Raw genomic sequence first — 26,665 nt, forward strand, 5'->3', positions numbered from 1 at the left:
CTTTAAACTTTAAAAACAACAAATAACTTTGAATTAACTCTCCCTTGCGCAACAATCTTAAATTTATGCCTTTCAAGTTTTTCAAACGGTAATTTATATTCACCTATTGCATTTGAAAGTATTTTTAATCTTTCTGACTCATGAAGGCCTTCATTTATAAATAAGTACAATTTATATTGTGCATCTTTAACGTTTATAGTAACGGTAACTTCTTTGGGCTCACTCATAATTCATCCAACATCATCTATTTACTTATTATGCAAGAAATAACACACATTAATGTATGCTTAACTTTACTAATAATAGGCATGATGGTTCAGTACCACAAACCAATTGGCTGTGATTATTAACAATGATAATTTTAAGCCTCCGCTTACTACCAAGCAGAGGCTATATTTGTTTTCCCCTAAGCCACCTCCAACGCCACAGCCTCTTCCCTTTCCACCCTGCCCTGCAACGCCAATACCGCCGCTGTTCTTTGGCCTATTAGCCACTCAACCAACTTGTTCAATACCGTCGAATACCGTTTGAAGCGTGTGTAGGTGATTGGCAAGGTTTGGCAGAACACCGCGAAGCGGGTTTCTGTCGTCCACTCAATGCGGCCTTCTTTACAACATGGGCACTTGCGGGTGACGCGGTGCTTGTTGGTTACCCTACCCGCGCCATTGCACTCGGGGCATAGCTGGCCGAGTTGTTGAGTGGCTTCCGCTATAGCGGTTAGGCACAAGGCCTCGATGGCTTGTTTAGGGTAAACACCTCGCCACGTTTGCATCGCCTTGGCGGCTTCTAACCAAGTTTGTTGATAGAGCGTTTTAGCTGATTCCCTGTCGGACAGCAGTTCGACAAACAGCACGTGAAAACCAATGGGTGACTCCTTCCAAGTAATACCCACTATCGCCAACTGCTCATCAAGACTGAGTAAAGCTTTACCGCCCGTTCGGGGACCATAGGTGATCCCCTTCATTTCGAATTTACCTAGCAACTTTTCAATTTTCATAATGTTATGCCGCCTCTTCGAGCGTTGTAACCATGCAGGCCGGAACCAAGCGATAATAGTAAACCAACTTGCCATTTTCTTGCTTGCACATCCTCTGTTTAACCAAGCCTGTGTTACTTGGTTTTACCTCGCGTAATCGTGCGCTAATGGCTGTTTGTGTATCAAAAGCATCGAATTTGGTTTGGATTTGCTGTTCTAACCCCCTCAGCGTTGACCATTCCAAACTAAGTGCAGAAGAAACGACTCGGTTAAATTGGGTATCTGCATTAAGGGTGAGTCGCTTCTGTGCTTTCAAGCCTTCGACTTGCTGTGCAAAGGTTTCTTGTGTATTCATGCGGCAAACTCCATGTTGTTACAGTCGTTGTCCGTATTGGTATTCGCGATATCTTTTGTATTCACCCGCATCCAAATTTCAGCTTCGCGTTTTCGAGGTGCTAACTGGTGACGTGCCCAAGGTGATCGAGTGTTAAGCAGCTCTAGCATTGCATCTACTTGGCGCTCTGGTACGCCGTTGTACTGCCAGCTTTTCACTGTACTTACGGAAACCCAACAGTGATCGGCAATCAGCTTTAAAGCTTGGTCGCGTGCTAACTTACGGTGGTGCATTAAGTGGCGTACAGCAGAACAAAATGCCAGTGATTTCAGTTCAGATTGAATATCTTTCAGTGTTTGGTATCTCATGCTGCATTGCTCCCTGTATTGTTGAGACTGTTCTTGGTGCGGCTGTTCTTATTTCGATAGCTAGGCCAATTGAACGTCACCCACTTACCGTCTTCCATAATCCGATCGACCGCTGCACGCCCTAGCGTTTTCACTAACTCATCACTCTGCAAGTTGGTGATGATGCCGGTTGGCCGTTCCTGCGTGTATCGCTCGTCAATAATCCGGTTGATCATCACGCGTTCGTTGTTGCTGTTGTGCTGAATACCAAGCTCATCGAGCACCAATAAATCGGCACCGCTCAAATACCTGATGATTTCTGTTTCACTTACCTCAGAACCATTGCGGTAAGAGTCGCGGATTTTCAACATCAACTCCGCAACGGTTATCACCACCACAGAACGACGCAACTGCAACAACTCATTGGCGATGGCACAGGCCAAATGGTTTTTACCCGTACCCGATGTACCAGCGAAAATGAAGCCCCCCGAACGGCGATTAATGTAGTCATCTAACAAGCTACGTGCCTCGGAAAATGCGACACGTTGGTCTGCACTTTGGGTGAAGTAGTTATCGAACTTACACCCCTGATGGCGCTTCTTAATGCCCGAGCGACCAATGGCTTTAGCGGCAAACACTTGGCGATTTTCTTGCTGTAGTTTTTGCCGATAGGCTTCAGCTTCTCGCTCGTGAATATTGGCCATTTGCTCTGCCGTGTATGGCTGAATGTGCTTTGGCATTGCCTTGGCTAAACGATTCATGATGTTCATTAGTAACCCTCCGGTGGTCCGTAATTACCATTGCTGGCCCCCATTCGCAGCACAGTTGAATCTTGCTTGCTTTGCCGTTCACTCGCCCACTTGTTGGCGTTACGCATCCCGTTTCGCCAGGCAGCAATCCAGTCGGTGTATGCCGAGCCTCGGGCAATCATGGCGTCGGCCCATTGGTTAGTCGCATCTTGGATATCTAACTTGAAACCCTGCTGCGCATACCACTGGTTCATTTCACCTGAAACCGAGAACCCCGCAGGCAGTAGCGTTTTAGCTCGCTTGCCTGATGAGCGTTTGGATTCATTCGATTGGGGGACTATAGGGGGATCTTTAATATCTGATGGATCTAATGATGGTTTGGGGTCAGCCTCCGGCCCACCTTTTGATGTATTCTGCCCTAGGTCAGTTTTCGCCCTAGGGTTATTTTGAACTGGGGCAGGTTCACTGTTTTGTAGCTTTCTTACATCAATCCAATACATGTTTGTGTCGTTATTTTTAATGCCTTGCCTCGACGATTTAACCCGACACTCTTTGGTTATAATTCCCAGCTCACACAGGCTTTTTACCTGTGCCTTCACCGTAGAACGCGACACCCCACACTTCTTCGCCAACCGATCTAAACTCGGCCAGCAATAGCCTTCGTCGTTGGCAAAGTCGGCTAAGCAAAGCATGATGAGCTTCGCGTTACCTTTTAGGTTGTCGGCGTCCCATACCGCCGTCATTACTTTTACACTCATAACGACCGACCTGCTCTCATCTGTTGGAAAATCCAATACGCTTCAACAGGAGAGACTTCAAACTTGCGCCTGCCGTTATTTGCCACCCACACTGAGTGGCCATGGTTCAGAATTAGATAAAGACTCATTGCACAAAATCCTTACGCGGCTTTGTTAACCATCAAGTTCTCTAGGTATCCCAGTAGTGGTTTATGAGAACCCTCGCTCTCCTGCACTTCTTTGTAAGCGGCACGGAGTTGGTCCAGCGAGGCATTCTCGGGCAGCATCAGTAACGTGGTCAGCGCTTCTGATGATTCTTTGGTGAAGTGAGCAAGTAGACGATCGCGGCCAGATGCACTTTGACTATCGCCTATTGATGCCACAGAAAAACCCAGTGGGTTTAAGAAGATATTGAGCGCATCGCAAGCACGATGTTTGGGCATGGCTAGCAAAATGGCAGGTAGAAGATCCATGATGTTAGCTTTGGCCTCGGCAGATACCCGCTCGCTATAACGCCAGAAGTTTTGTGAGTTGTTGGCATCATCGGCACCGGGTACTTTAAGCACCCGCTTTCTGGGTGCATCGGGTTCATGGTGCAGGTTTAACCTGTAGTAATGATGTGCGACTTTGTTGGCGATATACTCCTTTGTGACTTCACATCGCCAGCTTTCAATCGCGTTACGCATAACGCTTTTTAGACTTACCATTGTTGTTTCCTTACGTTGGTTGATTGTTAGTAATCACCTAAATTTTTGAAATATCGCTATAGTCCTTCATAAGCTCTTTTAGTTAGGTAGTGAAAATGCAGACGGACACAATAATTTGTAATCCAGCGTTGTTAGCTCAAAAGCTTGCTGCATACGTCCATGCTTCGCTGGAAATTCAGCTTGTTTCTCCCACTTGCGATAACCAGAAGCAGAAACACCAAAGTACCTAGCAGCCGCAGCATATGACCCGTTAAAGAACTCTAGGCGGACTTTTTCTACTATGTTTTCCACATACCCTCGCACAAAAGAAACCAATAGTTTCTATTTAACAGCAACTGATAGTTTATTGTCAAGCGGTTAAAATAACCTTTAGTTACCTTTTTTGTTGGGATGTGCATATGAATGGAAAGTCAGAAGCTGAGCTGTTCGCAACTAGGTTGAACTTAGCTTGTGATAAGGTTGGTTTTCCTTTTCGTGGACGCGCAAAGGAAATTCAAGATAAGCTTGAAGATAAGGTTTCCGTTGTTGCGATTAGAAAGTGGTTAAACGGCGAAGCCATTCCCGATACAAAAAGAATGCGCAATCTTGCTGAGATTGTTCAAACAACAGTTGATCACCTAATCACTGGCGAATCATCTAATTCAAATCTAGAGTCAGCGAATACAATTCATAGAGTACCTGTCCTTTCTTTGATTCAAGCAGGCGTCTGGAGTGAAAATATCAGCGCTGAGCGATTAGGCGGGATATCAGAATGGCAAGAGACAACTGCTCGTGTGTCATCTAAGGCGTTCGCGCTAAGAGTCCGTGGTGACTCAATGACTAATCCTCATGGCTATCCTTCTATACCTGATGGCTCAGTTGTCATTGTTGAATCATGTCCAGATCCTGAAAATGGTAAAATTGTTGTAGCTATGCTTGCAGAAAGCGAAGAAGCAACCTTAAAGAAGCTTCAAAAAGATGGGCCTTTTAAGCATTTAATCCCACTAAATCCAAAATATGAACCAATACCGATCAATGGTAACTGCAGAATTGTTGGTTATGTAAAGCAAGTTATTATGGATTTATAATCAGCTAGTTGCACAACGTCTAAGTCTATTGATTTAAGAATCACCCTCACTGGGTGATTTTTTTTATCTCAAAAAAGAAACCAATAGTTATTGACAGATTCCAATTACAAAATATGATAACTAATAGTTTCTTTTCATTAAAACCAGAAACTACCAGTTTTGATTTGTGATGAACATATTGTGATAAGGGAATGACCATGAAAGAACTCAATCAAATCGTTACAACCAAGCTAAGCACCATGATCGATAATGGATCTATCGAGAAGATGATTGAAGATCAGTTAGAAAAGCTGATGCAATCTACTATCGAATCGATGATGGAAAGTTACAGCGACTTTGGCAGAACGCTCACCAGAGCTGTTGAAAATTCCATCGGCACTTCACTCAACTATGTCACTTTTCCAGAGTACAACCATTTCGTCGCTCAGCTTGTTCAAGAAAAATACGGCCAAGCATTAGACAAACATGCCGCTACCCTACTTGAAAAACTACTAGAGAAAGAACTTAGCCCTGTACCAGAAGCACTCAATGCACAGAAGATGCTGGATGAGATCCAAAACTGTTGGGGAGAAGCTGCCCGAGAAAATGGTGGTGAAATAAATCTTGAATGGGGCGAAAGAGATACCGCTATTTATATGACAGTCAAACATCCCGAGTTTGATTTCGAGTCAATAAAGATCTCTTTTTACAACCACGGTGAAAAAGACGGCCAATACCACATCGGTTATATCAACCAAGACGACAAACGTATTAGCGGAAGTATTTCTGGCGCTACACGAGCGATGGGTTTGGTGGGTTACTTTTACAAACTCTATTGCCGACAAACCAAGATAAGTGGCCTGCAAGATATTTACGGCGAGAACATTGATGTTTGTGAATATTAAGGAGAGGGAAATGAGTACAGAATTAACTGCATTCTTCATCACAATCATGAAAGATTTGGATGACAGAGAGAAGATGTATACAAAGTTTATGGATCGACGACCAAAGCAAAATAAGCAGACTGAAAAGTTGATAGCCCAAGTACATAACATAAAACACCTAACAACTATGCGTGCTCGGCAGTTTGGACTTACCGTCGCCGACAGCCAAGAATGTCTTGAACTACACCATCAAATGGGAATTTCTTCGTCTGATTATAAAGCTCTTCCCCGCCTAGGGTCTGAAGATTGCCAGTGACAATGTCGCCGAACTCAAATTCATCAACATAGGTTGTATCAATTTGAGTAACAGTATTGTCGTGTTCAAGCTGAACATAAATACGATTCAAATGGAGGGCACGTCTAAATACGAATCCTTTCATACCTGTCATCCAAAATAAGGAATGGCCATGATGAATAACCATAAATATTAAAGAAAACCCCAATTCAGGGACCAATCCGAATCGGGGTATCTCGTGCAATGAGTCCTCATCGAGGCTCAACTTTAGAATAACGCAGGGCTGACCACCCTGCAAGACACAACCTGAATATTAACATTCACATAAGGAACTCGTGCAATGAATAAGGGAGATCGTAAACGCGAACAAGGCAAACGCCGTGCACAACGCCTGCGTGATAATAGAAAAAATAATGGTGTAACGACCTTTCCTCTTCCTTTAGAACAATTGGAAATGGAACGGTTAAATGAGATTTGTACTTTCTTTTCTCTACCAGGTACACCGTGCAAACAAGCCGAAGCATTGCAGTTATTAATTCACCGCGTTCATGTCGACATTCCCGTAATTAAAGAAAAGTTGGGTAGCTGTAAATACTGTGGAGAACCCCTTCCCAATGGCTGCGCTAATTTAAAAGAAGGTGGTTTATTCAAAGGCGATGCCCGTTGCTGGCATACCACTAACAGAACCCGACTTTTCGACCCACTTCAGCAACCGATAGCAACGGAGGTTTCATGATGGATCATTTACCTGCATTTATCTATTCCACCGGATGCGTTGTGTTTTATCTCGGTTACCTACTGGCCACCAACAAGAGGAATAAGTGATGAGTAAAACGTTACGACTATCGTGGCTTAACTGCGCCAGCTGTAATGGTAACAAAATTGAGGTTACCACCATTCAAGGCAACGATGAGTGGGTTTACGATGGTGACAAAGTAACCTGTTTAGACTGCGGAGCAACCGGTGAAATAGAAACCGACGGCGGGATCGCATGGTTTGAGATAGATAAGGAGCCTAAAAATGTATAATTACACTAACTACCCCACTGTTGATGTCTCTTACTGTGTTAAATCAGACATTAACGTGACGCCGTCACAGTTAAAATCTGATAATAATCAAGAGCAATCACCCGAANCGYCTGAACCGATATCAACCTTAGATGCACAGTCATCACTACAACTGATCAGCCATAAGGAAGTGTTGGAAATGTTCCACGTCAGCAGCAAAGCAACAATCTACAAGTGGCGACAAAACCGAGGCTTCCCCGACCCAGTTACACTCATGCCACTAAGATGGTTACGAACAGCCGTTGAAGAATGGAAAGATAGTGTTGGTGGTTGTGCGCGGTGAATATGGAAGCGGCTGGAAGGCCGCTTTTGATTTAGAGCTCGTAGTAAGAGTTTGGACATTTACGAATTAGATCTTGTGCTCTTCATAAGTATCGAAGGTTAGATCAAGAAACCTTAGCCTTAAACCTTAAACCTTAAACGTTAGCAGTTTAGGCTCGCTTATCTATAGCAAGCGCTCGCCATAGCATTTTATGAATATAAACAATCGATGTATTTTTGATTCTTGTCGGTGTAAGGTCTTGAGTTTTATCATGTACCCAAGTAACTGAACTTGTGCCATCGACTTTAATACCAACCACCCCAACTTTATATAACGTATACAGTAAATTCTGAGTAAATTTATTGAAATGTTTAAGAGATTCAGGATAATCTGAATTATAATAATCATTAGCTGATTTAACAATCAAATCTTCATTCTCTTTAGGCGTATCCACTAACTCTATAATTAATGGTTCTAGTAATTCTTTCGTTAATTCACTAACTTTAAATCGAGAAGAGTTCTGGCTTAAAATATCTATATACTTACCAAGAAATGGATGTTCAACAAACCACTCATACTCTAGCGACTCTTTTCTTCCTGAAGAGTAATATTTTTCAGCGGTATGCATAATTGCATTGGTAATTTCTGTCTTACCTTGTGATTCACTAAAGCATGAGTTAACAAATACGATTGCATCACGAGGTCGAAGAAGTGTACGCTCTAGGATATAGTCTGAAGAAGTAACTTTATCTATTTTTTTTGGAAAAATATCTTTAAATGATACATCTAATTTCGTGTATTGATTTTTAAGTAGCGAATTAATTCTTGCATCTAATAAATATTCTAACTGATCTTTCGTCCAAGATATAGGTAAAAACAAACTATTATATTTTTCTCTTTGAAAACCAGAATCTCGTGTCTTTTCCAGCACCCGATCTAGCAAATCTGTACGCAAAGTTACGATTATTTTTACAGTCTCAATTTTCCTAAATTTCCTAATAGTTTCGATCAACGCTCGAATTAACTTATATCTTAGCTCATCTTCTACCCAATTCTCATCCAATCGATCAATCAATATATAGGTTTTTCTTTGTGGATCTGTAAAAATATCCTCAGCAAGTAAATTTACTATTTTAGCCAATTTCTCTATTTGGACATTATTTACAACTTGCTTACCATAATGTACAACTTCTGATATTTGCTCTTCACTCAACTGTGCTTTACCAGTAGTAGTAAATTTTATATTAGGGATATCAATCCCTGAAGATGCTGTCAATGAGCTTTCTAGTTTATCAGTAAATTCTTTTATTCTAGTTTCGGTATCTAACCAAAATTTATCTCCCCAATCTTCAATATACTTTAATGCTTGCTGCTTTTTTCTATTTCCTGAAATCAGTGATGATATCGAATCAAAGAAATTACTTTTTGCTGACGGACCATCGATATTATATTTATGTTTAATTAGCTCGACTGCAAATGTATGCTGCCAGAGTAAGCTATAGAATATATCTAAATTAACGCCAATCTCTTCAAAAAAGCTCAATATTGTAGAATTTGATATATGTTTCAAAGCTAACTCTTCTGGCTCTATGCGGATGACTTGCTCTCCACATTCTTCCAACCTTTCAAGTAATGCACTTTTTCCTGAACCAGTTCGCCCCAAAACAATGCATTGTGATGAATAGGTGTCTTCCAGTACATCGAAGTCACCGGTATCAACAAAACAGTCTCTCAAGAATCGAGTGTCATTTTCAGCATCCACTTCGCCAATTGACATGTGTTTTCTGAATACGAAATCTTTCTTTGGAGTCTGACTCATGATTTATTAACCTTAACAATATATACATGCAACTGTATCATAGGCACCTTAAAGGTTTGATTCTGCTTATCTAAATTTATGATGGTATTCAAAGGATTATACTGCTAAGACGCTATACAGATTAGCTTGCCATCTATCCGCCAGTATGTTGCAATCTATGTCACCAAACATCGAGTCAAAATGAAAGCACTTACAAGCAATAATCATGGACTTATATCAATTATTTATATGTAACATACTAATATAGATTACAAATAACATAGACTCCCCCCTCATCTAGCTCTGCCACACTTCTTGGTCGTATCTGATTACCAAAACCCTGCAGTGTAGTTACATAGTTAATTCCATCACCTAATCTAAACAATTGTGCCGTAAACACGACACCCAACCTTGAACTAAAAAATGGCAAGCGTTGGGAATCACTCTTAAATGCTTAGTTAAGTAACAATTACTCATTTACAGAAGAATGCGTCCCTATCTTCTGCTTTGTGTAACGGATGCTTGGATATATGGTAAACCTTAGGTCCCACCAAATCTGAGCAAAGCCTGAACGGTAATTCATCAATACATATTTGGGCAATAACAGCAGAGAAGTCTTTTTCGTAACAATCTTGAAGCAATTTAAGGTTAGTTGATGGGAAGCTGTTTTTAAATTCTTTGTTGAATTCAGGAGCGAAATAGCGAATAAGTGCGGCTTCATATAGAGAGATCTGCTCTGCTTCCGTTGTGTTTCGCAATTTATCTAAACCAGCTCGAATTCGCTCACCATCCTCGTCTTTTTCATGAGCAAACGGATTGAATACCGAGACAAGCCTATTATCTGGCTGAACCTCAAGTAAAAGAAGTGATAGACGATAACCTTTAGGGACACCTTTCAAAGAAATTTTCTGAAGAGTCTCATGCTTCAACAACCTGTCAAGTGCATTTCTTTTACCATCAGAGCCATATGCTTGCCCAATATATTTGATATCAAATTTTATCTCTTCACCGTGGTCACAAACCATCTTTTGCATTTCTAACTCATTCCACCAACCACGCTTTTCGGGGTCCCCATCCTGCTCTAATAGATAACAGCCATCCTCAATTTTTAAATTTAATCCGTCAGGCAAAGGAAATTCTAATTCGACAGGCTTATCAATTACCATGAATTTAAGCTTCAATTTTCTCTCAGCTTGTTCTGCACCGCCAAAATCAATTTGGGGTAAAAAGCCTATTATATAAATATGACAACGCGAAACAATGTCCTTATATTGTTCCAATGCTTCCTTTTCATATATGAATTCAGCCGGAAGTGTAAAAAAACTGTTCGCATACATATCTAGAGCATGTTCGATATCAAACTTAGCTTTGCCGAATACGTCTTGTTTATCTTTCATTATAATACCTAACCTTTTTGATTACCCTTGTTGCTTAACGCCCTCAATAAGACGTGCCAACTCGGAATAAGCCAAGCACACTGAAACTTCAAACAAAAAATGCCGAGTCCAGCACCACCTTGATTACCTTGTTATATTTTGTTTTCTACTGAATAAAAATTGTCTAACCGCCAAGCGGCCGTGATACCTTGATGATCTGTTATTGATGAAAGACTTGCTAAGATCTTATTACCTTCAACAACTCCCTCATTTTCCAACCTTGCAACGTCACTGTCACTAAGATCAACGATGACAGGATGCCCAACTCTAAGGTCTATTAAACCTAGTTCTTTTGGTTCAACTTGTATGTCAATTTCATCTATCGAGAATAATCCGACTCGCTGTATTAACGAACCACAATCAGAAATAGCTATATCTATATTAAATTCGTCAGCCATGAAGTATCTCAGCTTCATCGTAAACTCTTCGGCATTTAGGGTATCGCCAAAAGACGTATCATTTGTCATTTGTTTAGCAAAGTCAGAGATAATACTAGTTGTTAACTCACCTTTTTTATAAGTACCATTGAATGAAGAAAACAAGGACTTATAGATATACTTCATATTATTTATACAATTTAAAGCATCAATTTTTAAATCAGACCTATGCTTTGATTTAAAGTCATTATTAAAATGCAGGCAATCATTTCTAATTTTCCTGACAACATCAAACTTATCAAATAACTCATCATTGATAACCTTTAGTGATTTCAATTCATTGACTCGTTCAAACTGTGACTTCTTAATTAGTGACGTATATCCTTTTTTATCTGCAAAATACTTGCATAAGTCTTCACATGCCACCCCAACTAAAGCAATAGTACTATAATAAGCACCAATCGAATATGACAGTTCGGATTCTTTAATTAGACGAATGAAACCCCCTGTTTCATCGACGACGCCAATATTTTCAATTTCCCACTTCCTTTCAACTATATTATCTATTTCACTATTAACCCATTTTGTGAATGAGTGTTTATAAGAAAGTTTATCTCGTTCTATTAGAGAACTATATTCATCAATCTTAAATTTCTTATAATCAAACTTTGTACAATCAAAATATCGCATATATCACCATAAAATATAACGCCGCGTTAAGTCGTGAGCAACGCGACCACCCTACCTAAACCATTGTGACATAAACACTTAAACTGAAGTAAGCCGAAAGCGCCAAGCATTTGGAGTCCGTCTTAAACGCTTTGTTAAGTATTTTTTCCCTTTGCCTCATGGTGCCTTTCAAACTCTAAGCCTAGTATCTTGATTTTAGCTGCATGAGGAATAATGAATAAAGCTCCTACAACAGATAGTAATGTTAGTTGCTGAGAGCTAAATGAATAAACTCCGAACACATCAAGAACTAAGATTATGCCGACACAGATTGCCATGAGATAGCAAGTTATAACAAACGAATCGACTACCTTTTTCGATTCTCGTTTCTTTGCTGTACGTTCTTGAGCAATATTTGTATTACGCAATGAGTCGAAGCTCGGAATTTCTTTCAAAGCAGTCAAAGTTTTGCTTTTCAAATTGACTACAGCTAACGTTCTTTTTCCTGCTTCATCGGCATAAACAAAGCACTGAGGATTGCTTTGGAAGTACTTCGAATAGGTAATAATTTGTTGTGATGCCATATTTAGTAGCGAAGATGATTTTTGCTTCGATTTTTTAACATCAAAAAACGCTAGGACTTCACCATTACTAGGATCAATGACAGCCAAGTCCACAAAACTATATTCATGGTTATTATATGGGGTTGCGTATTCAACCCTGATAGCTTCTTCAGGATAACCAGCCTTCACTAGTTTCCCACGCAAATCATTTACTAATTCAATTCCGCTCAATTATTGCCTCCGTACTCTAGAAACACTTAACGTCTACAATAAGGTGTGCCAACTCTGAACCAGCCAAGCACACCGAACTTCAAACCAAAACTGCCGAGTGTAATCCATCACCGTGATTGTTTTGTTATAGCTGCTCTTCAAGTGATGGTTTTTCTTGTGGTTTTTGAACAGTATTCCGCATCAGTTGCATCTGCATTTGCTTAAAGTCCGCTTCATTTTGTCGGTCCAATAACAACCAATTAGGAGTATATGATGATGTGATATGTTCCCATGTGATCTGATCTTTATATCCGAGGTCAACAGCCATTGCTTCTAAGAGCTTAGTATGATTATCCCCTATCTTTTTAAAGTCTGGATCTTTTTCACTATATGAATTATATAGCTCTTTCCACGCTTTCCGAACGCTCAGCTTGTCGTGAAAAACAACATCAATTGCATTTACTGATTTAACAAAATCAAGCGTTGAATTGTTTTCTCTCGTCATCATAAGCACTTTAAAAATGTCTAATCGATCTCGCCTTTTTTGCAATCGTTCCGTGACCCAAAGTGAGACCAAAACTGCAATCACTGGTGAGATTAAAACTGCAATTATTTCCACTACATTCTCCATAGTTAATTTTTGTCCCCAAAGCTATAACGTCTAACATAAGTTGCACCACAGCAAACTCACAAAGCACACCGAACTCCATACCAAAACTGCGGAGTAAAACGTGTCAACTTGATGTTTTTGTTATATTTTATCAATGTAAGTGTATAGTGAGTCATGATATGGCCCTATCATTTTGCTCTTAACCAAACCATTATCAACACAATATACAACTTTGATTGCAACCCCATTCAATAGATAAATAAAGGATGCCCATATTGGTATGTTTCCATTTTCAATTACCTCTAAATGGCTCAACTCACAATAATCATTAACTTTAATACTATCTACAATATTAATAGAAAAGTGTAGATTACTGATTTCGTCATTCTCTCGTATAGAATGTGCTAAATCTGACATAAAAAAATCATTGTTTGATTCACAAATCATGCAGCCAAGAATTTTAGCCAAAAACAGACGGCAATTAAGTACATTAGTTTTTACTTTATCACCGAAACACTCGCTTAAGTTTAGCCGTCGCTTACGACGTAATAAAGCTTCATTCTCTAAAAGGAAGCGGGATAATTTATCCCAACTTAAATCATGAGGCTGAGTCAAAGTATCATTACACCGTTGGCAAATACTTAGTTCAAACTTTGCATTAATATTATTTTTAGAATTTAGTTTACGATTTCGTCCATTACGATGAGTGAAAATAGGACTTTCATGGACTATGTTTCCAAAAACCATATTCAAATTTGACGACTTGATAACATGCTCACGCGAATTTGCTTCTTTTTCACAGCAAATCCAACATTTGTTCATTATGCCTCCAGAAAAATATAACATTTTATTCTACGAACAGGATTCGTATACCTTCCATTTTTGGCGTATATACAAACCAACTTCGCTTCTCTCACGTTTATCGACGGAGTTCGCTCTATTAATAGAACCATCAAACCACGTGAACGACATTCTGAAAAGCATTAACCGTCATTACTGTCTAGGTAATCAAACAATTTCTTCGCATACAGCTCATAACCCTCTAATTGCTCATCTAACCAATCATGTTTGTTGTACACGGAAAGTACCCCACCCAACTCATGGCCTAGCATCTTCTCTACTACGTGTGGCATTACACCAAGCTCTGAAGCGCCTGTAGACAGCGAGCGCCTGAAGTCGTGAGTACGCCACTCTTCTAGTGGCAGGTTGGCTCGTATACGGCGTATATAACGATTAGCGGCTGAAATGGTAATTGGGGTGTTGAGGTTTTGCCCTGGGAACAACACGTCATCATAGGTTTCCATAACGCGTTCTAGTATGGCTCGGGCTTTAGTTGGTATTGGACGACGGATTGGCTTGTTAGTCTTGCTCAGCTCTTTAGGGACAGTCCATATACCAGCCTTCATGTCGAAGTGAGAGCGGCGTGCGAGGCGGAGTTCTGAAAGGCGGCTGCCCCATAGCATGGTGAGTTGATGAAGGGTTTTGTTGGCGGTACTTGCTCGGCTACGCTCCATCGCTAGCCATATTTGTGCTAATTCAGACCAAGTAGGCACACGAGTACCATTCTCTGACTTCATGCCAACGTTTTGCTTTTTAATCCGATCTACATCGGTTCTTTCAATAATGAACTTACTTTTGCAGAAGTTCAGGCAGGAGCGAAGTTGAGTAAAGACTGAGTTGGCTGTTTTGGGCTTTTCGGCACTGATGGTATCTAGCCACTGCATCCACTCCCTTGCGGGTATGGTTTCGACGTTTCTGTCTGGGAAGGCACCAAGGAAGTAATTTTTAGCGAAGGAGTAATAGAGTGCTTGAGTACCTTCTTTTAAGGTTGGTACGTAGTGTTTTAGCCAGTAGTTAATGCAGTCGTCTAAAGTGATGAAATCTTGCTCACCTGTGTTGGCAATTTCTGGATTTCGGCCAGATTCTCTCAATTCAAGCATGATTTTATGTTTCCGCCTTGCCTCTTTAAGGGAAGTTGCGGGATACTTACCTATATGGATTCTGAGACTTTTACCTTGGAACCGACAACGATAATGAAAAAATATTTTGGCTTTTGGTGTTATGCGTACCACCAGCCCATCACCATCACTTAGCTCTTGTTGGCCTGTATATGCCGCTTGCTTCGAGATTATCTTAAGTTGTCGATCTGTAAGGCTCATAATATTCCCTTAAAATTAGGACACACTCTCAGAATTTTCGGACACAGATTAGGACACAAATACAAATCCCAAACTAAACTGTGCAAGAATTAACTACTGTATAAGTGTACAGTATAGCATTTAAAAGCCACTGTTATAACAAACACTTAATATGAATTTGGTGGCTTCTGGAAACTACTATGAATGATACAAATCAGCCGACACTGTTTTGGCTAGATTATGAAACCTTCGGCGCGAGCCCGTCGATTGACCGTCCTTGCCAGTTTGCTGGTGTACGAACGGATATGGACCTTAACGTTATTGGCGAACCACTGGTTATTTACTGTAAGCCGCCTCTTGACTACCTTCCTTCGCCAGAAGCTTGCCTAATCACGGGGATTACACCGCAAGAAGCCCATGAAAAAGGGTTGCCGGAGCCTGAGTTCATTGCTCGTATTCACGCTGAATTATCTAAACCCAATACCTGTGTAATTGGCTACAACAATATCCGGTTCGATGATGAGGTAACGCGTTATACGCTTTATCGCAACTTCTTCGACCCCTATGCATGGAGTTGGCAAAACAACAATTCTCGCTGGGATCTTCTGGATATTATGCGTACTTGTTTTGCCTTACGCCCTGAAGGCGTTAATTGGCCGACAAATGAAGATGATTTACCAAGCTTTAAGTTAGAGCACCTTTCGGTTGCCAATGGTATTGAGCACGCCAATGCGCATGATGCGATGGCTGATGTATACGCCACCATTGAACTTGCCAAAATATTGAAGACAAACCAACCGAAGCTATTTAACTACCTGTTCGACCTACGCCATAAACGTAAGTTACAAGAGTTGGTTGATATTGCTGAAATGACACCACTTGTGCACGTCTCAGGCATGTTTGGCGTTGGCTGTGGCAACACAAGTTGGATTGTGCCAATGGCATGGCACCCTGATAACAAGAATGCAGTGATTACGGTTAACTTAGCAATGGACCCAACCCCATTGCTTGAACTAAGCGCAGACGAAATTCTTGAGCGACTTTATACTAAGCGTTCTGATTTAGGCCCTGATGAATTACCTATTCCATTAAAGCTGGTTCACCTTAATAAATGCCCTGTACTCGCGCCAGCAAAAACCTTGAAAGCAGAAGATGCTGCTCGTCTTGGTATCGATCGTGAGCAGTGCTTAAAGCACCTTCAAGTGCTGAAATCTCACCCTGAGGTTCGTGAAAAGCTGCTGAAAATCTACAGCCAAGAACGTGACTATGGTGAAAATACAAATGTAGATAGCATGCTATACGATGGCTTTTTCTCAACGGCTGATCGCTCTACAATGGATATCATACGAGATACTCAACCAGAGGCCTTAAGTAGTTTAGACCTCAATGTTGGCGACCAACGTATCAAACCATTGCTTTTCCGCTATAGAGCAAGGCACTACCCGATGACATTAGATTACAAAGAACAGCAACAGTGGAAACACCACTGTCAGGACTTTTTTGAATCTAACTTACCTGCATACATGGAAAATTTAGAAGCGGTTGCTCTAGAACATCAATCCGACGAAAAAAAGATGAAAATTTTAAAGTCTTTGTATGATTATGTAGCGTCTCTCGTATAGATAAACAGCCTAAGACTCAATATTTTTTCAAATAAAATATTGCCAGTAAGCAATAGAAAATAATGATGTTTTACTTAGCCTCTTGTGCATCTGCTGCCAAGAGGCTTTTTATTAAGACAAAATACTTAAAGGTGTGATTGCGATTCTTATCAACACCATCAACACTCAATGGATAAAGGACTCATCGTTTGTCATTCATGGATTTGAGTTGTTGAATTTAAAGTGGTTGATATGACAACAAAAACATTAACTCGCTGTTATCGTTTTGAAACAGTCGATTTTGAGCCTGATTTACACTTGTTAGTTTGGAAAGATAGCAGTGAAACATCGTTAACGGTGCATGAGTCGCGCTTGCTGGAAGCACTATGTTTTAGTGCTGGGGAAGTGATCAGCGCAGAACCACTTTATGATAAGACCTTTTCACAACTAGACCCTTATGAAGATACAAACACAAACCATTATGACCTTAATAGCCTTTTTAAATCGTTAAACCAAAAGCTGGAACGTGACGGCCAAACAGCTATCCCTATCGAGGTTATTGCTCACTATGGTTTTAGAGTGCCATTACCTGAAAAGTCATGCCGCTTAGTACATGAAAGTAAAGAAATAAAACAACCAACACCACCAGAAGACGATGAGTTCGTCGAAACGGCAACTGAGCATATTGTTAAACACAGCTTACTGCATAAAATCTCTGTTTTCCTTTTGGCGGCCGCTGGGTTAGCCATCATTTTAGTTTCTAATTATTAATCATCTCACTATTCAAATAAACGTGGCTTAGATCACGTTTATTTTGTATGATGAATGGGTCGTTTGCTAATATTGAAGGACCCTATGGCGTATCTACGTTCATTTTTCATCATCTTCGTTTGCTTAATAATTGGTAAAGGCATTCAACACCTCACTCAGCTTGCCATACCCGGTAGCATTATCGGTATGTTATTGCTCTTCGCCTTGCTATCGATAGGTTTAATTCCTGCACATTGGACGATGAAGGGCTGTCACTTCCTTATACGTCATATGGCACTCCTTTTTGTTCCGGTGGGTGTTGGGCTAATCAATTACCTCGATCTCTTACAAACCAACGCATTAACTATTTTACTAAGTACGCTTGGCAGTAGCATTATCGTCTTTGTTGTGATTGGTCTTACTGTGCAGTACAAGGAAAAGCAATGATCTGGCTGCTCACCACATTAGTGGTCTTTTACACTGCTCGCTATATCTCAAAGCACCTTCAACACCCTATCGTTAATCCGTTACTCATATGCCTTGTGATTATCATTCCATTGCTCATGTGGCTAGATGTACCTTATGAAACCTATTTTGAGCAAAATAAGTGGTTAAACGCCCTATTAGAACCCGCTGTTGTGGCCCTTGCTTTTCCGCTTTATGAACAACTTTCACAAATTAGGCAAAAATGGAAAGTCATTCTTTCAGCCTGTTTCGTCGGCAGTGTTTTGTCTATGCTTACAGGAGCAGGGATTGCATTATTACTTGGTGCTGATTTAGAACTAACAGCCAGTATTTTACCCAAATCGGTTACGACCCCTATTGCAATGGCAGTCGCTGATCAAGTCGGCGGTGTCCCATCGGTTGCAGCCATTATGGTGATTATTGCCGGCTTATTTGGTGCAGTCTTAGGCTACCCACTATTTCGAATGCTCGGTATTAAAGCGCCAATCGCAAAAGGGTTAACCATGGGCACCGTTTCTCATGCACTTGGAACCGCGAAAGCCGCAGAAGAAAACTACCAAGATGGAGCATTTAGCTCATTAGCTTTAGTGATTTGTGGCGTTATTACATCAATTTTGGCACCCATTGTTTTTCCTATCATTGTTTATCTTTTTGCATAACTGTGTAGGTAATCGAATACAAAGGTAAGGTATTGATTAATAAAGACTCAGAAATTTAAAACCGTGTGAACCGACTCCCAATAGTGTAACAAGTGCAAACAATGAATCACAAATGAGATACCGATCACACTATTATTTTATTGCTAAGTCTACAATATTTCTCCATACACAAGACGGAGTGAAAACTCATGCACACTAAAGTAATGGATGCTTTAGGCGCTCTACCCGCTGATCTAGCTTCTGCGATTAAGCCCGTATTAGAATCAGAGACATTTGATGCCACCCTGAGCTCTGAAGTATTTACTCAACTCCTGTCACAAACGCAAATGACTGACAGCGAATTACGTGTCGCTTTACTCCCTCTCGCCGCTGCTTATTCCGTCGCACCAATTTCTAATTTCTATGTTGGTGCCATTGTTCGTGGCCTTTCTGGTACGCTATATTTCGGCGCAAACATGGAGTTTGTTGGCGCATGCTTATCTCAAACCATTCATGCCGAACAATCAGCCATTAGCCACGCTTGGGTGAAAGGTGAAACGGGCATTAAAGACATCACCATCAACTACAGTCCTTGTGGCCACTGTCGCCAATTCATGAATGAGTTAACAACGGCAAACGAACTTGTTGTTCAATTACCAGAACGAGCAGAAAAAACGCTTCAAGAATATCTGCCAGAATCATTTGGCCCTGCTGACTTGAACATTACTGATGCGCTACTTTCTACGGTAAACCACGGTATGACAACCGAAGCAGATGAAGCGCTGGTTAAATTAGCCTGCCAAGCAGCAAACCGCGCGCATGCGCCTTATACCAAGAACTTTAGCGGTGTTGCGCTGAAAGCGAACAACGGTCAAACCTTCATTGGTATGTATGCCGAAAATGCGGCTTTCAACCCTAGCCTACCACCGCTTCAAGTCGCATTGGTTAATATGAACATGGCGGGTTACCTGCTGTCTGAAATTACAGAAGTTGCTTTGGTTGAAAAAGCTGATAGTACAATTAGCCACCTATCTGACACGCAAACAACCCTTGAAGCACTAAACCCTGATGTACCGCTGACTTACGTTGCAATTTAAACACTCCGTTTAAAACAGCACGACAATTTTAAACCGCCATTTCGGCGGTTTTTTATTATCAATAAAATAAATATCTTGTATCTTCATGTAGTAAGCAGGTGTATGATTTTTCGAAAGTTAACTAATTATTTTATCGCATGTCACATCAACATAACCCGATCCAAGGTGCTAGCTGGATGCTTATTGCTGGCTTGGCCTTCGCCTTAGTCAACAGCATGGCGCAATACGTCAGCATGATTCTGCACATTCCATCAACCACTGTTGCTTTCTTTCAATATTTTATTGCCCTTATTGCGATCTTCCCTTGGCTTACCAAACTGGGCTTGCGAAATGCACTAAAGACAGAATACTTTGGTATGCACTGTTTTAGGGTCTTTCTTTCAGTTATCGGCATCCAGTTATGGCTATGGGCGTTAGCTTACCCTGTACCGATTTGGCAGGGTATTGCGTTATTAATGACATCGCCCCTGTTTACAACCATTGGATCGGGCATCTTCCTTAAAGAAAAAGTGGGCAAAGCACGTTGGGTTGCGACGCTAAGCGGTTTCATCGGTGCCATGATTATTCTAGAACCATGGGGAGATGGTTTTAGCTGGGCAACATTGTTACCCATCGGTGCTGCTTTTTTCTGGGCTGCCTATTCACTGATGGTTAAAAAGATGTCAGCACATGATTCTCCGACCACCATCGTGGTTTACTTGCTGATCTTAATCACGCCGTTTAATGTCTTTCTTGCTGTTCCGAACTTTACCATGCCAAGCACAGGGCTTACTTGGGTATTATTATTTGGTGCAGGCCTGCTTACCGCCCTTGCACAATGGGCGATTGCAAAAGCCTATGCAGTTGCAGATGCCTCTTTTGTCCAACCCTTTGACCATGCAAAACTACCGCTCAATGTGCTTGCTGGCTGGGTAGTATTCAGTTGGGTGCCACCAGGGCGCTTATGGCTTGGTGCTGCAATTATTATTGCTTCTGTCGCTTTCATTACCCAATGGGAGAATAAGAAAGTTTCACACTAACTATGACTGTATTGATACTTATTACAGTATGACCTAATTGAAGCCTTGTAACCTGTTACGTTCATAAGAGCGTAACATACTTGGCTTTTCTAAATAATTTGTTAGATTTGAATTAAAGCTCAAATGTACCATATTGTTATATTGATTAATTTTATACTAATTGTCATAATATAAATGAATCGCTTTAAATTTTAGAATTCTATACAGAATTCTTTCTCCACTGTTTCATGTTATCGGTCTAATCTTCTCACACAAATAATCAATCAACATACGCACTTTTGGTGATAAATGACGATTATGTGGGTAGATAGCCCAAATACCATCGTTGTTATTTTCATATTCAGTCAGAATAGGTATTAATTCCCCACTATTGATATGCTTATTAACATAGTAATCTGATAACTGAACAATACCATTTCCTTTTAAAGCCGAAGCAGTCAAAACATGACCACTGTTGCATCGCATATTTCCTTTAACACGTATCTTACGCAGTTTACCATTATCAATAAAACGCCAGTGATCAAGAGAGCCCAACAAACAATTGTGCTGCACCAGTTCAGCTAATGAATGCGGAATACCATACTTTGTTAAATATTTCTCTGAAGCGCAAATATATTCCGTACGGGTTCCAAGACGTTTTGCCATCAATGTTGAATCATTAAGATCCCCAATCCTTATCGCTAAGTCATATCCGCCAGCAATCAAATCCACTTTCGCATCTGTTAAGTCTAAATGAATATTCAGTTTAGGGTATGACTGAATAAAGCTTTCAATCAATGGTGCTATGACATCTTCGCCGTAACAGACTGGTGCAGAAACCCTTAATCTCCCCTGGGGCGTGCTTTTCATGTTCCCCAGAGCTAATTCGGCTTCTTCTAACCCATCAAGTAACTGCCGGCAGTGCCGATAATATATTTTACCAAAATCAGTAACTGATACTCTACGAGTTGTACGGTTAAATAATTTTGTATCCAGCCTATTTTCCAGTGTGCTTATCTGTCGGCTTACTTGAGCCGTAGAGATACCTAATCGTCTAGAGGCTGCTGTAAAGCTCTCTGCTTCAGATACGGCAATGAATTCACTGACACCTTCCCACTTATACACTGTTCTAACCTATTGTTGCTGATGAATTTACCTAAAATTATCTATAAAAAGTAATCAAATGCAACATAGTCATCAGAGCAAGATAGAGATATTAAACCAATTATTAATGGTACTCCTTCAGGCCTTAGCACTACAAATCAACATATTAATATTAATTAAGTGCATTAATTGACGTTATTGCTTGCTTTTTTGATGTTTCATAGCAAGTTATAGATTATGAACTACACTTAATTACTCATAAATATATACATAACTACACAATGTAAAGTAACAAGTATTACACCCCATAAAAAACGTCATCTTATTCAATATGTTGTCTGACANTATCCACATTTAAACAGGTGTTACTTATTAATCCTTATCATAGGTAATTAAAGCTGTTTTAGTACTAACTTTAACTTTTCCACATAAAAATAATATTCATGAAATTTTAGAGATATACTGATACTAAAGTTATTTTACACAAGTAAGTGTAAGTAATTGTGTGTCAACTACCATATCTATAAATTCTTGCATAAGACAAACGCATGATGATAGTAAATTAGTTGCCAATACTCATAGGCATCTAAATTCAAAAATAAAGTTAGGGTAGTTATGAACTTTCACCTATTTAAAAGATCCTGAATGTTAATTTCCAATAGTACTACTTATTTAGATTCAGATGTCTAACAATGTTTACTAAAAAACTAATGGTTAATCATGAAAGACGAAAGTTTTATAGTAATATTCAAATAATTATTAGCGTAATATAATGATATTACTTACTTTATTTTTGACAGGGACTAATATCAAGGGCTATAATAAATAACAATATTTAACTATAAATTAATATCTCCCTTGTTTGAGTGCTCATATTCTTTAGTTAAATGTGCTCTCTAAATTTTTTCTATATGTAAGAGAAGAAGAATGACACAAGTTGAATCGCCTATCACTATTGGTGGGTTTGAGATTATACCCACAGAAAGAACGATAAAACGGCTGTCTGATCAGCAGACGATACGGCTTTCAAAATCGGAATGCCTCATAGTCCGCTTACTAGCAGATCAACCAAACACTGCTGTAAGTCGAGATATACTGCTAGAACAATGCTGGTCAGGTAAAGTAGTTACCCATAGTTCGTTAACCGTAGCAATAAAGCATATTCGAACCGCTTTCGCCGATATTGGCGAAAACAATATCATCATTACAGAACCTAAAAAAGGCTACTTGATTAGAATTCCTACAGAAGATAATTCTTCTGAAGAGCTGAATCATACCTCATCGAGCATAAATAATGTTCTCGATGAGAAAAACAATATAGACTCCATACGTTCTAAAGTAAGTATCTACCATAAAGTTATTTCTTTATATGGTATTCAACTTATTTTTTTCATCATTACATCCCTAGCATTAATGCAATATATACTATTTGTTGAAACAACTGAGATTAATGGTAGAAAAGTATATTATGACGGGCAAGAATTGCCATCAGCAGTCAGGAGTTCTATCGTAATGGCCGATGAAGAACACGAAGAGTTAATTACTTACCCTTTAGGAGGACTATGTCATTACTATCAGTTAATGGGTGTTAAAAATAAAACTGTATATGACCTTACTGAGAGCATAGAGCAGAGTGAGTGCGATGACTAATAATTTTATAAGTAAAGCTTTGGTAGGTATTACACTAAGTATCCTCTTAATTTTATTATTGGGTGCAGGTTCAGCGTTTCTAACTAATGAAAGATATACATTTACAAGTGAATACGAAAAATTAGGAAGCGAGAAACTGCTCATGTCATATAAGCGTGGTAGAGCAAAAATACAATTCTACGGCTACAATAAACAGAAAAAGCTTCATATATCCAAACAATTTTTCGGATACTTCCTTCGTTTTGGCTCACATTACTTATTAATCGCAACCGAACAAGATACCGCTGACACCAAGAAACTATTTACAACAAGAAGCTTTTTTATAAAAAGTCTAGGTGAAAACGCCTTTATAATATCAGATCAACGAGGTGTATTTATCACTAAAGAAGGAAAGGTACTTCACCTCAATAGCATTCTAAAAGGTAAACGAGGCTATGTTTTAACCTCTACAAGTATACAAGAATAACTCTAGGTATACATATAGCTAAATCCGGTTGACTACCAACCGGATTTAATAATAAAAGAAACAGCTAGATTAATGGTTTAAATGATCTAAACCGTATGAATACTTTTTTGTGGTTTTTTTCACATAGTAAGTATGCCTCTCCAAAACAAGCTCACTCCGTGCTGCAATATTATGAAGCGTATTTTCCGGTATCATAAAGCTTGTGGTGTCTAAGTCTTTTGTACTAGAAAGTATATCTTTAGATGTGATTATTTCTTCGTCGCCACCCTCTAGGTTGCTTTTTAAGCGTTTCGTTGTTTTTATAAAGTCATTAGAACGTTCAGTTATATTTACCCTTTTTTTGATATCGACTTTCCCATTTGCACCTTTAGTCTTACTAAGCTTTATGGTTTTGCTGCTCGAACCCAATAACTTTGCACTGAAGTTCACCCAAGAACCTGCAGTTTCTAGATCTGGGCTATCACTAACATGACCTACAAGATCCACTGTCGAACCAATCGTTGTCACGGTTTCACTAACACTACCCACTTTATCAAATACTGTCGATTTCGATATTTGTTTAGCAAAGTTCTTCGATGCAAAGCCAGTATTGTTACTAGTCGATAAACCTAATTTTTTTGCTCCACTACCAAGCATTCCTGAGCTACTTCGCCCGAGGTCAGCTACCGACATAACAACAGCAGAAATTTTACCTGCTAATGCGAGGCCATCGGAGTGTATATTATCCGGATCGTCAATAATTGATTCAGCTATACCAACAGCGCCATTAACTAGCCCCGCCCCTGTTGAAACTGCTAGCGCAGCTATTGCCAATACTGATGACGCACCTCCTGTAAGAATAGTTAACGCAAGAGTGGTAACAACGAATAAAACCGAAAATATACCTGATACTAGACCGCTAATATCAAGCCTACCGTCTGGATCAACTTGGTTGAATGGGTCATTCATTACAAAGCTGTAACCATTAAACCCTGCAGCACCAAAAGGTGACATATCTCTATCATATTGCATAAAACGTCGTATTGCAGGGTCATAACAGCGGTAACCATTACCAGTATGATAAATAGACAAAGAACTATCTAGTCGGTGACCATGAAAGCCAAAACTTGTTAATATATCTTTTATTTTATTTTCTGTTGGTAAGTTCATAGCGTTAATAGGGATCGGAAATGTTGCAACAGCCGTTCCTAAAGCTGTAGATTTCTTTATAAAGTCACGTCTAGATAATTTAGTCATATTTTTCACCATCATTAATTTGAGTGAACTTTAATTGGAGTTCCTCTTCTTGGCCGAAAGGGGCATATTGACGAAAGTCAACTTTATCAGACACTGTGCCTATTATTGTGTTCATAACATCATTCAAATATAGTTGGGGCTTCGTTTTGTTATTGAATGATGACATATGACCAATCACTAAACCATTTAAGTGATTATAACTAATCTCATGATTATCTTTTACTTCTCCAGTAAGCATATCATTTTCATAATAAAAATAATTTTCACTTTTCCCTGGTTCCAATATTTTCACTTGCTTTCCAAATGCATCATAAAAATATTCTGACAATAACCTCTCATCAGAAGATGTTACTTTTACTAGTTGGTCATTAGCATTATAATGGTAATTATTCCCAATTGTATCATTCAACTGATTACCAGCTTTATCAAACTTGAACGTTTCATTAGGATAATCGGGATGTGTATTAGAAACCTGTTCAAGCAATAGAGGCTCATCTGAAGAATATTTGTACTCTTCAGTATTATCACTACCATCATGAAATGCTGTATATACTTTAGTAATATTGCCTAAATTGTCATACGAGAATGCTTGACTACTTACTTCATTCCCAAACCTGTCCTTTACTGGTCTACTCCCAGTACAAGCGTAAGTGATTAAACGGCCATAATCATCATATGTCATCTCTTCATCAGTCGTATCATAAAGAGATACAGATTGTTTACTCGTAAGCCTAAGTGAGGAGTTATATTGGTATTCCACCTTTGAAATAACAGCGTCATCAAGTGTAAAGGTACGTTCTGACTCTAACCCCTTCTTGTTATATAAAATATCTATTTTTAAAGTATTGTCATCACTGGTTGATGTGTATCGTTTAGGCCGACTTAATTTATCATAAGAAATTGAAAAAGAATTGGTTACATTGTTTTTATCATACGTTATTTTTGTTGGTCTCCCACATTCGTCAGTTGCAATATTCTTAACTTCACCAAAGAAGTCAGTCGTGGATTGCAGTGTTCCTAACGTACTGTAGCTATGGTCCATTTTTCTTTTAACTGTATTCGAGTGTTCAGTTGTCACTTCGACAACCTGGTCAAGTTCATTAAACTTATAATTGCTAGATGTATTAATGTTTGAGTGTGATTTCAGCCTCTTTCCTGATTTATCATAAGAAAATGTAGATATATTTCCATGAGTTGTTTCAACTGTTTTATCTTCAGAATACTCGTGATAATAACGTTTTGTTTTATCTCCCTCAGGATGTATTATCTCTGATGGCTTGCTATCTTCATCGCTTGAATAGATATAATCTATTTTACCTCCACAACGACTCTCTGATGTTATTCGTTTAAGACCATCATAAGAAAGCTTACCCAAACTACTATCATTAACGACAATTTCAGTAATCAATTCATCTGGAAAATCTTCACAATAAGTATATTTTTCTTCAATAGTTT

The 26,665-nt window shown here is 39.5% G+C and carries 32 protein-coding genes; 13 read left to right on the top strand and 19 right to left on the bottom strand.

Going from position 1 to position 26,665, the window contains the following annotated elements:
* Nucleotides 1-2: 2 nt before the first annotated feature.
* The 9 genes from L4D78_RS00040 to L4D78_RS00080 all read right to left on the bottom strand — a co-directional run bounded on the left by L4D78_RS00040 (nt 3) and on the right by L4D78_RS00080 (nt 4,141).
* Complete coding sequence (locus L4D78_RS00040; RefSeq protein WP_428465066.1) at nt 3-227, bottom strand: hypothetical protein; 225 nt, start codon at nt 225-227, stop codon at nt 3-5.
* Nucleotides 228-406: 179 nt separating this feature from the next.
* On the bottom strand, nt 407-997 hold the full coding sequence (locus L4D78_RS00045; protein WP_428465067.1) for a hypothetical protein: 591 nt from the start codon (nt 995-997) through the stop codon (nt 407-409).
* 4 nt (nt 998-1,001) lie between these two features.
* Nucleotides 1,002-1,331, bottom strand: coding sequence for a hypothetical protein (locus L4D78_RS00050; protein ID WP_428465068.1), 330 nt, complete (start codon nt 1,329-1,331; stop codon nt 1,002-1,004).
* The gene (locus tag L4D78_RS00055) at nt 1,328-1,678 is read right to left on the bottom strand and encodes a hypothetical protein (RefSeq protein ID WP_428465069.1); all 351 of its coding nucleotides are present in this window, start codon (nt 1,676-1,678) and stop codon (nt 1,328-1,330) included. Before L4D78_RS00055 ends, L4D78_RS00050 begins: the two co-directional genes overlap by 4 nt.
* Nucleotides 1,675-2,427: an ATP-binding protein gene (locus L4D78_RS00060; protein WP_428465070.1), complete on the bottom strand. Its 753-nt coding sequence runs from the start codon at nt 2,425-2,427 to the stop codon at nt 1,675-1,677. Before L4D78_RS00060 ends, L4D78_RS00055 begins: the two co-directional genes overlap by 4 nt.
* Nucleotides 2,427-3,164, bottom strand: a complete 738-nt coding sequence (locus tag L4D78_RS00065; protein WP_428465071.1) for a helix-turn-helix domain-containing protein — start codon at nt 3,162-3,164, stop codon at nt 2,427-2,429. Before L4D78_RS00065 ends, L4D78_RS00060 begins: the two co-directional genes overlap by 1 nt.
* Nucleotides 3,161-3,292, bottom strand: coding sequence for a hypothetical protein (locus L4D78_RS00070; protein ID WP_428465072.1), 132 nt, complete (start codon nt 3,290-3,292; stop codon nt 3,161-3,163). The genes L4D78_RS00065 and L4D78_RS00070 overlap by 4 nt, the downstream gene beginning before the upstream one ends.
* 12 nt (nt 3,293-3,304) lie before the next feature.
* Complete coding sequence (locus tag L4D78_RS00075) at nt 3,305-3,850, bottom strand: toxin YdaT family protein (protein WP_428465073.1); 546 nt, start codon at nt 3,848-3,850, stop codon at nt 3,305-3,307.
* Nucleotides 3,851-3,928: 78 nt separating this feature from the next.
* Nucleotides 3,929-4,141 (bottom strand): hypothetical protein, encoded by a 213-nt coding sequence (locus L4D78_RS00080; RefSeq protein WP_428465074.1) that lies wholly within the window; start codon nt 4,139-4,141, stop codon nt 3,929-3,931.
* A 107-nt stretch (nt 4,142-4,248) separates the two neighbouring features.
* Between L4D78_RS00080 and L4D78_RS00085 the strand changes: the two genes are divergently transcribed.
* The 5 genes from L4D78_RS00085 to L4D78_RS00105 all read left to right on the top strand — a co-directional run bounded on the left by L4D78_RS00085 (nt 4,249) and on the right by L4D78_RS00105 (nt 7,103).
* Nucleotides 4,249-4,917 (top strand): LexA family protein, encoded by a 669-nt coding sequence (locus L4D78_RS00085; protein WP_428465075.1) that lies wholly within the window; start codon nt 4,249-4,251, stop codon nt 4,915-4,917.
* Nucleotides 4,918-5,114: 197 nt separating this feature from the next.
* A complete protein-coding gene (locus L4D78_RS00090; protein WP_428465076.1) occupies nt 5,115-5,801 on the top strand; it encodes a hypothetical protein in 687 nt (228 codons plus the stop codon).
* 10 nt (nt 5,802-5,811) lie between these two features.
* On the top strand, nt 5,812-6,096 hold the full coding sequence (locus L4D78_RS00095) for a hypothetical protein (RefSeq protein ID WP_428465077.1): 285 nt from the start codon (nt 5,812-5,814) through the stop codon (nt 6,094-6,096).
* A gap of 319 nt (nt 6,097-6,415) precedes the next feature.
* Complete coding sequence (locus L4D78_RS00100; protein ID WP_428465078.1) at nt 6,416-6,811, top strand: hypothetical protein; 396 nt, start codon at nt 6,416-6,418, stop codon at nt 6,809-6,811.
* A gap of 88 nt (nt 6,812-6,899) precedes the next feature.
* Nucleotides 6,900-7,103, top strand: coding sequence for a hypothetical protein (locus tag L4D78_RS00105; protein ID WP_428465079.1), 204 nt, complete (start codon nt 6,900-6,902; stop codon nt 7,101-7,103).
* A gap of 470 nt (nt 7,104-7,573) precedes the next feature.
* Here L4D78_RS00105 and L4D78_RS00110 read toward each other — a convergent pair whose 3' ends face one another.
* From L4D78_RS00110 to L4D78_RS00140, 7 genes are all read right to left on the bottom strand, one after another.
* Nucleotides 7,574-9,223 carry a P-loop ATPase, Sll1717 family gene (locus L4D78_RS00110; RefSeq protein WP_428465080.1) on the bottom strand — a complete coding sequence of 550 codons (1,650 nt, stop codon included), beginning with the start codon at nt 9,221-9,223 and terminating at the stop codon, nt 7,574-7,576.
* 452 nt (nt 9,224-9,675) lie between these two features.
* A complete protein-coding gene (locus L4D78_RS00115; RefSeq protein WP_428465081.1) occupies nt 9,676-10,599 on the bottom strand; it encodes a hypothetical protein in 924 nt (307 codons plus the stop codon).
* 131 nt (nt 10,600-10,730) lie between these two features.
* Nucleotides 10,731-11,705: a DUF4145 domain-containing protein gene (locus L4D78_RS00120; protein ID WP_428465082.1), complete on the bottom strand. Its 975-nt coding sequence runs from the start codon at nt 11,703-11,705 to the stop codon at nt 10,731-10,733.
* A 134-nt stretch (nt 11,706-11,839) separates the two neighbouring features.
* A complete protein-coding gene (locus tag L4D78_RS00125) occupies nt 11,840-12,478 on the bottom strand; it encodes a hypothetical protein (RefSeq protein ID WP_428465083.1) in 639 nt (212 codons plus the stop codon).
* 124 nt (nt 12,479-12,602) lie between these two features.
* Entirely contained in the window at nt 12,603-13,088 is a 486-nt protein-coding gene (locus L4D78_RS00130) for a DUF6680 family protein (RefSeq protein ID WP_428465084.1), read from the bottom strand.
* Between the two features lie 120 nt (nt 13,089-13,208).
* Nucleotides 13,209-13,889, bottom strand: a complete 681-nt coding sequence (locus L4D78_RS00135) for a hypothetical protein (protein ID WP_428465085.1) — start codon at nt 13,887-13,889, stop codon at nt 13,209-13,211.
* Between the two features lie 161 nt (nt 13,890-14,050).
* Complete coding sequence (locus L4D78_RS00140) at nt 14,051-15,226, bottom strand: tyrosine-type recombinase/integrase (RefSeq protein ID WP_428465086.1); 1,176 nt, start codon at nt 15,224-15,226, stop codon at nt 14,051-14,053.
* Between the two features lie 179 nt (nt 15,227-15,405).
* Here L4D78_RS00140 and sbcB point away from each other — a divergent pair, with 179 nt between their 5' ends.
* From sbcB to L4D78_RS00170, 6 genes are all read left to right on the top strand, one after another.
* Entirely contained in the window at nt 15,406-16,827 is a 1,422-nt protein-coding gene (gene sbcB, locus L4D78_RS00145) for an exodeoxyribonuclease I (protein ID WP_428465087.1), read from the top strand.
* Nucleotides 16,828-17,058: 231 nt separating this feature from the next.
* Nucleotides 17,059-17,577, top strand: a complete 519-nt coding sequence (locus tag L4D78_RS00150) for a winged helix-turn-helix domain-containing protein (RefSeq protein ID WP_428465088.1) — start codon at nt 17,059-17,061, stop codon at nt 17,575-17,577.
* Between the two features lie 84 nt (nt 17,578-17,661).
* Nucleotides 17,662-18,003 (top strand): CidA/LrgA family protein, encoded by a 342-nt coding sequence (locus L4D78_RS00155; protein WP_428459182.1) that lies wholly within the window; start codon nt 17,662-17,664, stop codon nt 18,001-18,003.
* Entirely contained in the window at nt 18,000-18,680 is a 681-nt protein-coding gene (locus L4D78_RS00160) for a CidB/LrgB family autolysis modulator (RefSeq protein WP_428465089.1), read from the top strand. The genes L4D78_RS00155 and L4D78_RS00160 overlap by 4 nt, the downstream gene beginning before the upstream one ends.
* A gap of 188 nt (nt 18,681-18,868) precedes the next feature.
* Nucleotides 18,869-19,756: a cytidine deaminase gene (cdd, locus tag L4D78_RS00165; RefSeq protein WP_428465090.1), complete on the top strand. Its 888-nt coding sequence runs from the start codon at nt 18,869-18,871 to the stop codon at nt 19,754-19,756.
* Nucleotides 19,757-19,893: 137 nt separating this feature from the next.
* Nucleotides 19,894-20,775 (top strand): DMT family transporter, encoded by an 882-nt coding sequence (locus L4D78_RS00170; RefSeq protein ID WP_428465091.1) that lies wholly within the window; start codon nt 19,894-19,896, stop codon nt 20,773-20,775.
* 225 nt (nt 20,776-21,000) lie between these two features.
* Here L4D78_RS00170 and L4D78_RS00175 read toward each other — a convergent pair whose 3' ends face one another.
* On the bottom strand, nt 21,001-21,879 hold the full coding sequence (locus tag L4D78_RS00175; protein WP_428465092.1) for a LysR substrate-binding domain-containing protein: 879 nt from the start codon (nt 21,877-21,879) through the stop codon (nt 21,001-21,003).
* 906 nt (nt 21,880-22,785) lie between these two features.
* Here L4D78_RS00175 and L4D78_RS00180 point away from each other — a divergent pair.
* A complete protein-coding gene (locus tag L4D78_RS00180) occupies nt 22,786-23,508 on the top strand; it encodes a winged helix-turn-helix domain-containing protein (protein ID WP_428465093.1) in 723 nt (240 codons plus the stop codon).
* Nucleotides 23,501-23,974, top strand: coding sequence for a hypothetical protein (locus L4D78_RS00185; RefSeq protein ID WP_428465094.1), 474 nt, complete (start codon nt 23,501-23,503; stop codon nt 23,972-23,974). The genes L4D78_RS00180 and L4D78_RS00185 overlap by 8 nt, the downstream gene beginning before the upstream one ends.
* Nucleotides 23,975-24,043: 69 nt before the next feature.
* On the opposite strand, the gene L4D78_RS00190 is transcribed toward L4D78_RS00185, so the two are convergent.
* Together L4D78_RS00190 and L4D78_RS00195 are read right to left on the bottom strand one after the other, a co-directional pair.
* Nucleotides 24,044-25,210: an RHS repeat-associated core domain-containing protein gene (locus tag L4D78_RS00190; RefSeq protein WP_428465095.1), complete on the bottom strand. Its 1,167-nt coding sequence runs from the start codon at nt 25,208-25,210 to the stop codon at nt 24,044-24,046.
* A partial coding sequence (locus tag L4D78_RS00195; RefSeq protein ID WP_428465096.1) for an RHS repeat domain-containing protein occupies nt 25,203-26,665 on the bottom strand: 1,463 nt, incomplete at its 5' end. The genes L4D78_RS00195 and L4D78_RS00190, both read right to left, overlap by 8 nt.

This window comes from Photobacterium minamisatsumaniensis, assembly GCF_050336695.1.
Taxonomy (GTDB): domain Bacteria; phylum Pseudomonadota; class Gammaproteobacteria; order Enterobacterales; family Vibrionaceae; genus Photobacterium; species Photobacterium minamisatsumaniensis.

What these genes read in the sequence shown, in the direction of transcription:
- L4D78_RS00160 (WP_428465089.1), top strand. Translation starts at nt 18,000, where the DNA reads ATGATCTGGCTGCTCACCACATTAGTGGTCTTTTACACTGCTCGCTAT.
- L4D78_RS00120 (WP_428465082.1), bottom strand. Translation starts at nt 11,705, where the DNA reads ATGCGATATTTTGATTGTACAAAGTTTGATTATAAGAAATTTAAGATT.
- L4D78_RS00050 (WP_428465068.1), bottom strand. Translation starts at nt 1,331, where the DNA reads ATGAATACACAAGAAACCTTTGCACAGCAAGTCGAAGGCTTGAAAGCA.
- L4D78_RS00095 (WP_428465077.1), top strand. Translation starts at nt 5,812, where the DNA reads ATGAGTACAGAATTAACTGCATTCTTCATCACAATCATGAAAGATTTG.
- L4D78_RS00190 (WP_428465095.1), bottom strand. Translation starts at nt 25,210, where the DNA reads ATGACTAAATTATCTAGACGTGACTTTATAAAGAAATCTACAGCTTTA.
- sbcB (WP_428465087.1), top strand. Translation starts at nt 15,406, where the DNA reads ATGAATGATACAAATCAGCCGACACTGTTTTGGCTAGATTATGAAACC.
- L4D78_RS00070 (WP_428465072.1), bottom strand. Translation starts at nt 3,292, where the DNA reads ATGAGTCTTTATCTAATTCTGAACCATGGCCACTCAGTGTGGGTGGCA.
- L4D78_RS00140 (WP_428465086.1), bottom strand. Translation starts at nt 15,226, where the DNA reads ATGAGCCTTACAGATCGACAACTTAAGATAATCTCGAAGCAAGCGGCA.
- L4D78_RS00115 (WP_428465081.1), bottom strand. Translation starts at nt 10,599, where the DNA reads ATGAAAGATAAACAAGACGTATTCGGCAAAGCTAAGTTTGATATCGAA.
- L4D78_RS00110 (WP_428465080.1), bottom strand. Translation starts at nt 9,223, where the DNA reads ATGAGTCAGACTCCAAAGAAAGATTTCGTATTCAGAAAACACATGTCA.
- L4D78_RS00130 (WP_428465084.1), bottom strand. Translation starts at nt 13,088, where the DNA reads ATGGAGAATGTAGTGGAAATAATTGCAGTTTTAATCTCACCAGTGATT.
- L4D78_RS00100 (WP_428465078.1), top strand. Translation starts at nt 6,416, where the DNA reads ATGAATAAGGGAGATCGTAAACGCGAACAAGGCAAACGCCGTGCACAA.
- L4D78_RS00090 (WP_428465076.1), top strand. Translation starts at nt 5,115, where the DNA reads ATGAAAGAACTCAATCAAATCGTTACAACCAAGCTAAGCACCATGATC.
- L4D78_RS00045 (WP_428465067.1), bottom strand. Translation starts at nt 997, where the DNA reads ATGAAAATTGAAAAGTTGCTAGGTAAATTCGAAATGAAGGGGATCACC.
- L4D78_RS00155 (WP_428459182.1), top strand. Translation starts at nt 17,662, where the DNA reads ATGGCGTATCTACGTTCATTTTTCATCATCTTCGTTTGCTTAATAATT.
- L4D78_RS00180 (WP_428465093.1), top strand. Translation starts at nt 22,786, where the DNA reads ATGACACAAGTTGAATCGCCTATCACTATTGGTGGGTTTGAGATTATA.
- L4D78_RS00085 (WP_428465075.1), top strand. Translation starts at nt 4,249, where the DNA reads ATGAATGGAAAGTCAGAAGCTGAGCTGTTCGCAACTAGGTTGAACTTA.
- L4D78_RS00150 (WP_428465088.1), top strand. Translation starts at nt 17,059, where the DNA reads ATGACAACAAAAACATTAACTCGCTGTTATCGTTTTGAAACAGTCGAT.
- cdd (WP_428465090.1), top strand. Translation starts at nt 18,869, where the DNA reads ATGCACACTAAAGTAATGGATGCTTTAGGCGCTCTACCCGCTGATCTA.
- L4D78_RS00060 (WP_428465070.1), bottom strand. Translation starts at nt 2,427, where the DNA reads ATGAACATCATGAATCGTTTAGCCAAGGCAATGCCAAAGCACATTCAG.
- L4D78_RS00065 (WP_428465071.1), bottom strand. Translation starts at nt 3,164, where the DNA reads ATGAGTGTAAAAGTAATGACGGCGGTATGGGACGCCGACAACCTAAAA.
- L4D78_RS00170 (WP_428465091.1), top strand. Translation starts at nt 19,894, where the DNA reads ATGTCACATCAACATAACCCGATCCAAGGTGCTAGCTGGATGCTTATT.
- L4D78_RS00055 (WP_428465069.1), bottom strand. Translation starts at nt 1,678, where the DNA reads ATGAGATACCAAACACTGAAAGATATTCAATCTGAACTGAAATCACTG.
- L4D78_RS00105 (WP_428465079.1), top strand. Translation starts at nt 6,900, where the DNA reads ATGAGTAAAACGTTACGACTATCGTGGCTTAACTGCGCCAGCTGTAAT.
- L4D78_RS00185 (WP_428465094.1), top strand. Translation starts at nt 23,501, where the DNA reads ATGACTAATAATTTTATAAGTAAAGCTTTGGTAGGTATTACACTAAGT.
- L4D78_RS00075 (WP_428465073.1), bottom strand. Translation starts at nt 3,850, where the DNA reads ATGGTAAGTCTAAAAAGCGTTATGCGTAACGCGATTGAAAGCTGGCGA.
- L4D78_RS00135 (WP_428465085.1), bottom strand. Translation starts at nt 13,889, where the DNA reads ATGAACAAATGTTGGATTTGCTGTGAAAAAGAAGCAAATTCGCGTGAG.
- L4D78_RS00040 (WP_428465066.1), bottom strand. Translation starts at nt 227, where the DNA reads ATGAGTGAGCCCAAAGAAGTTACCGTTACTATAAACGTTAAAGATGCA.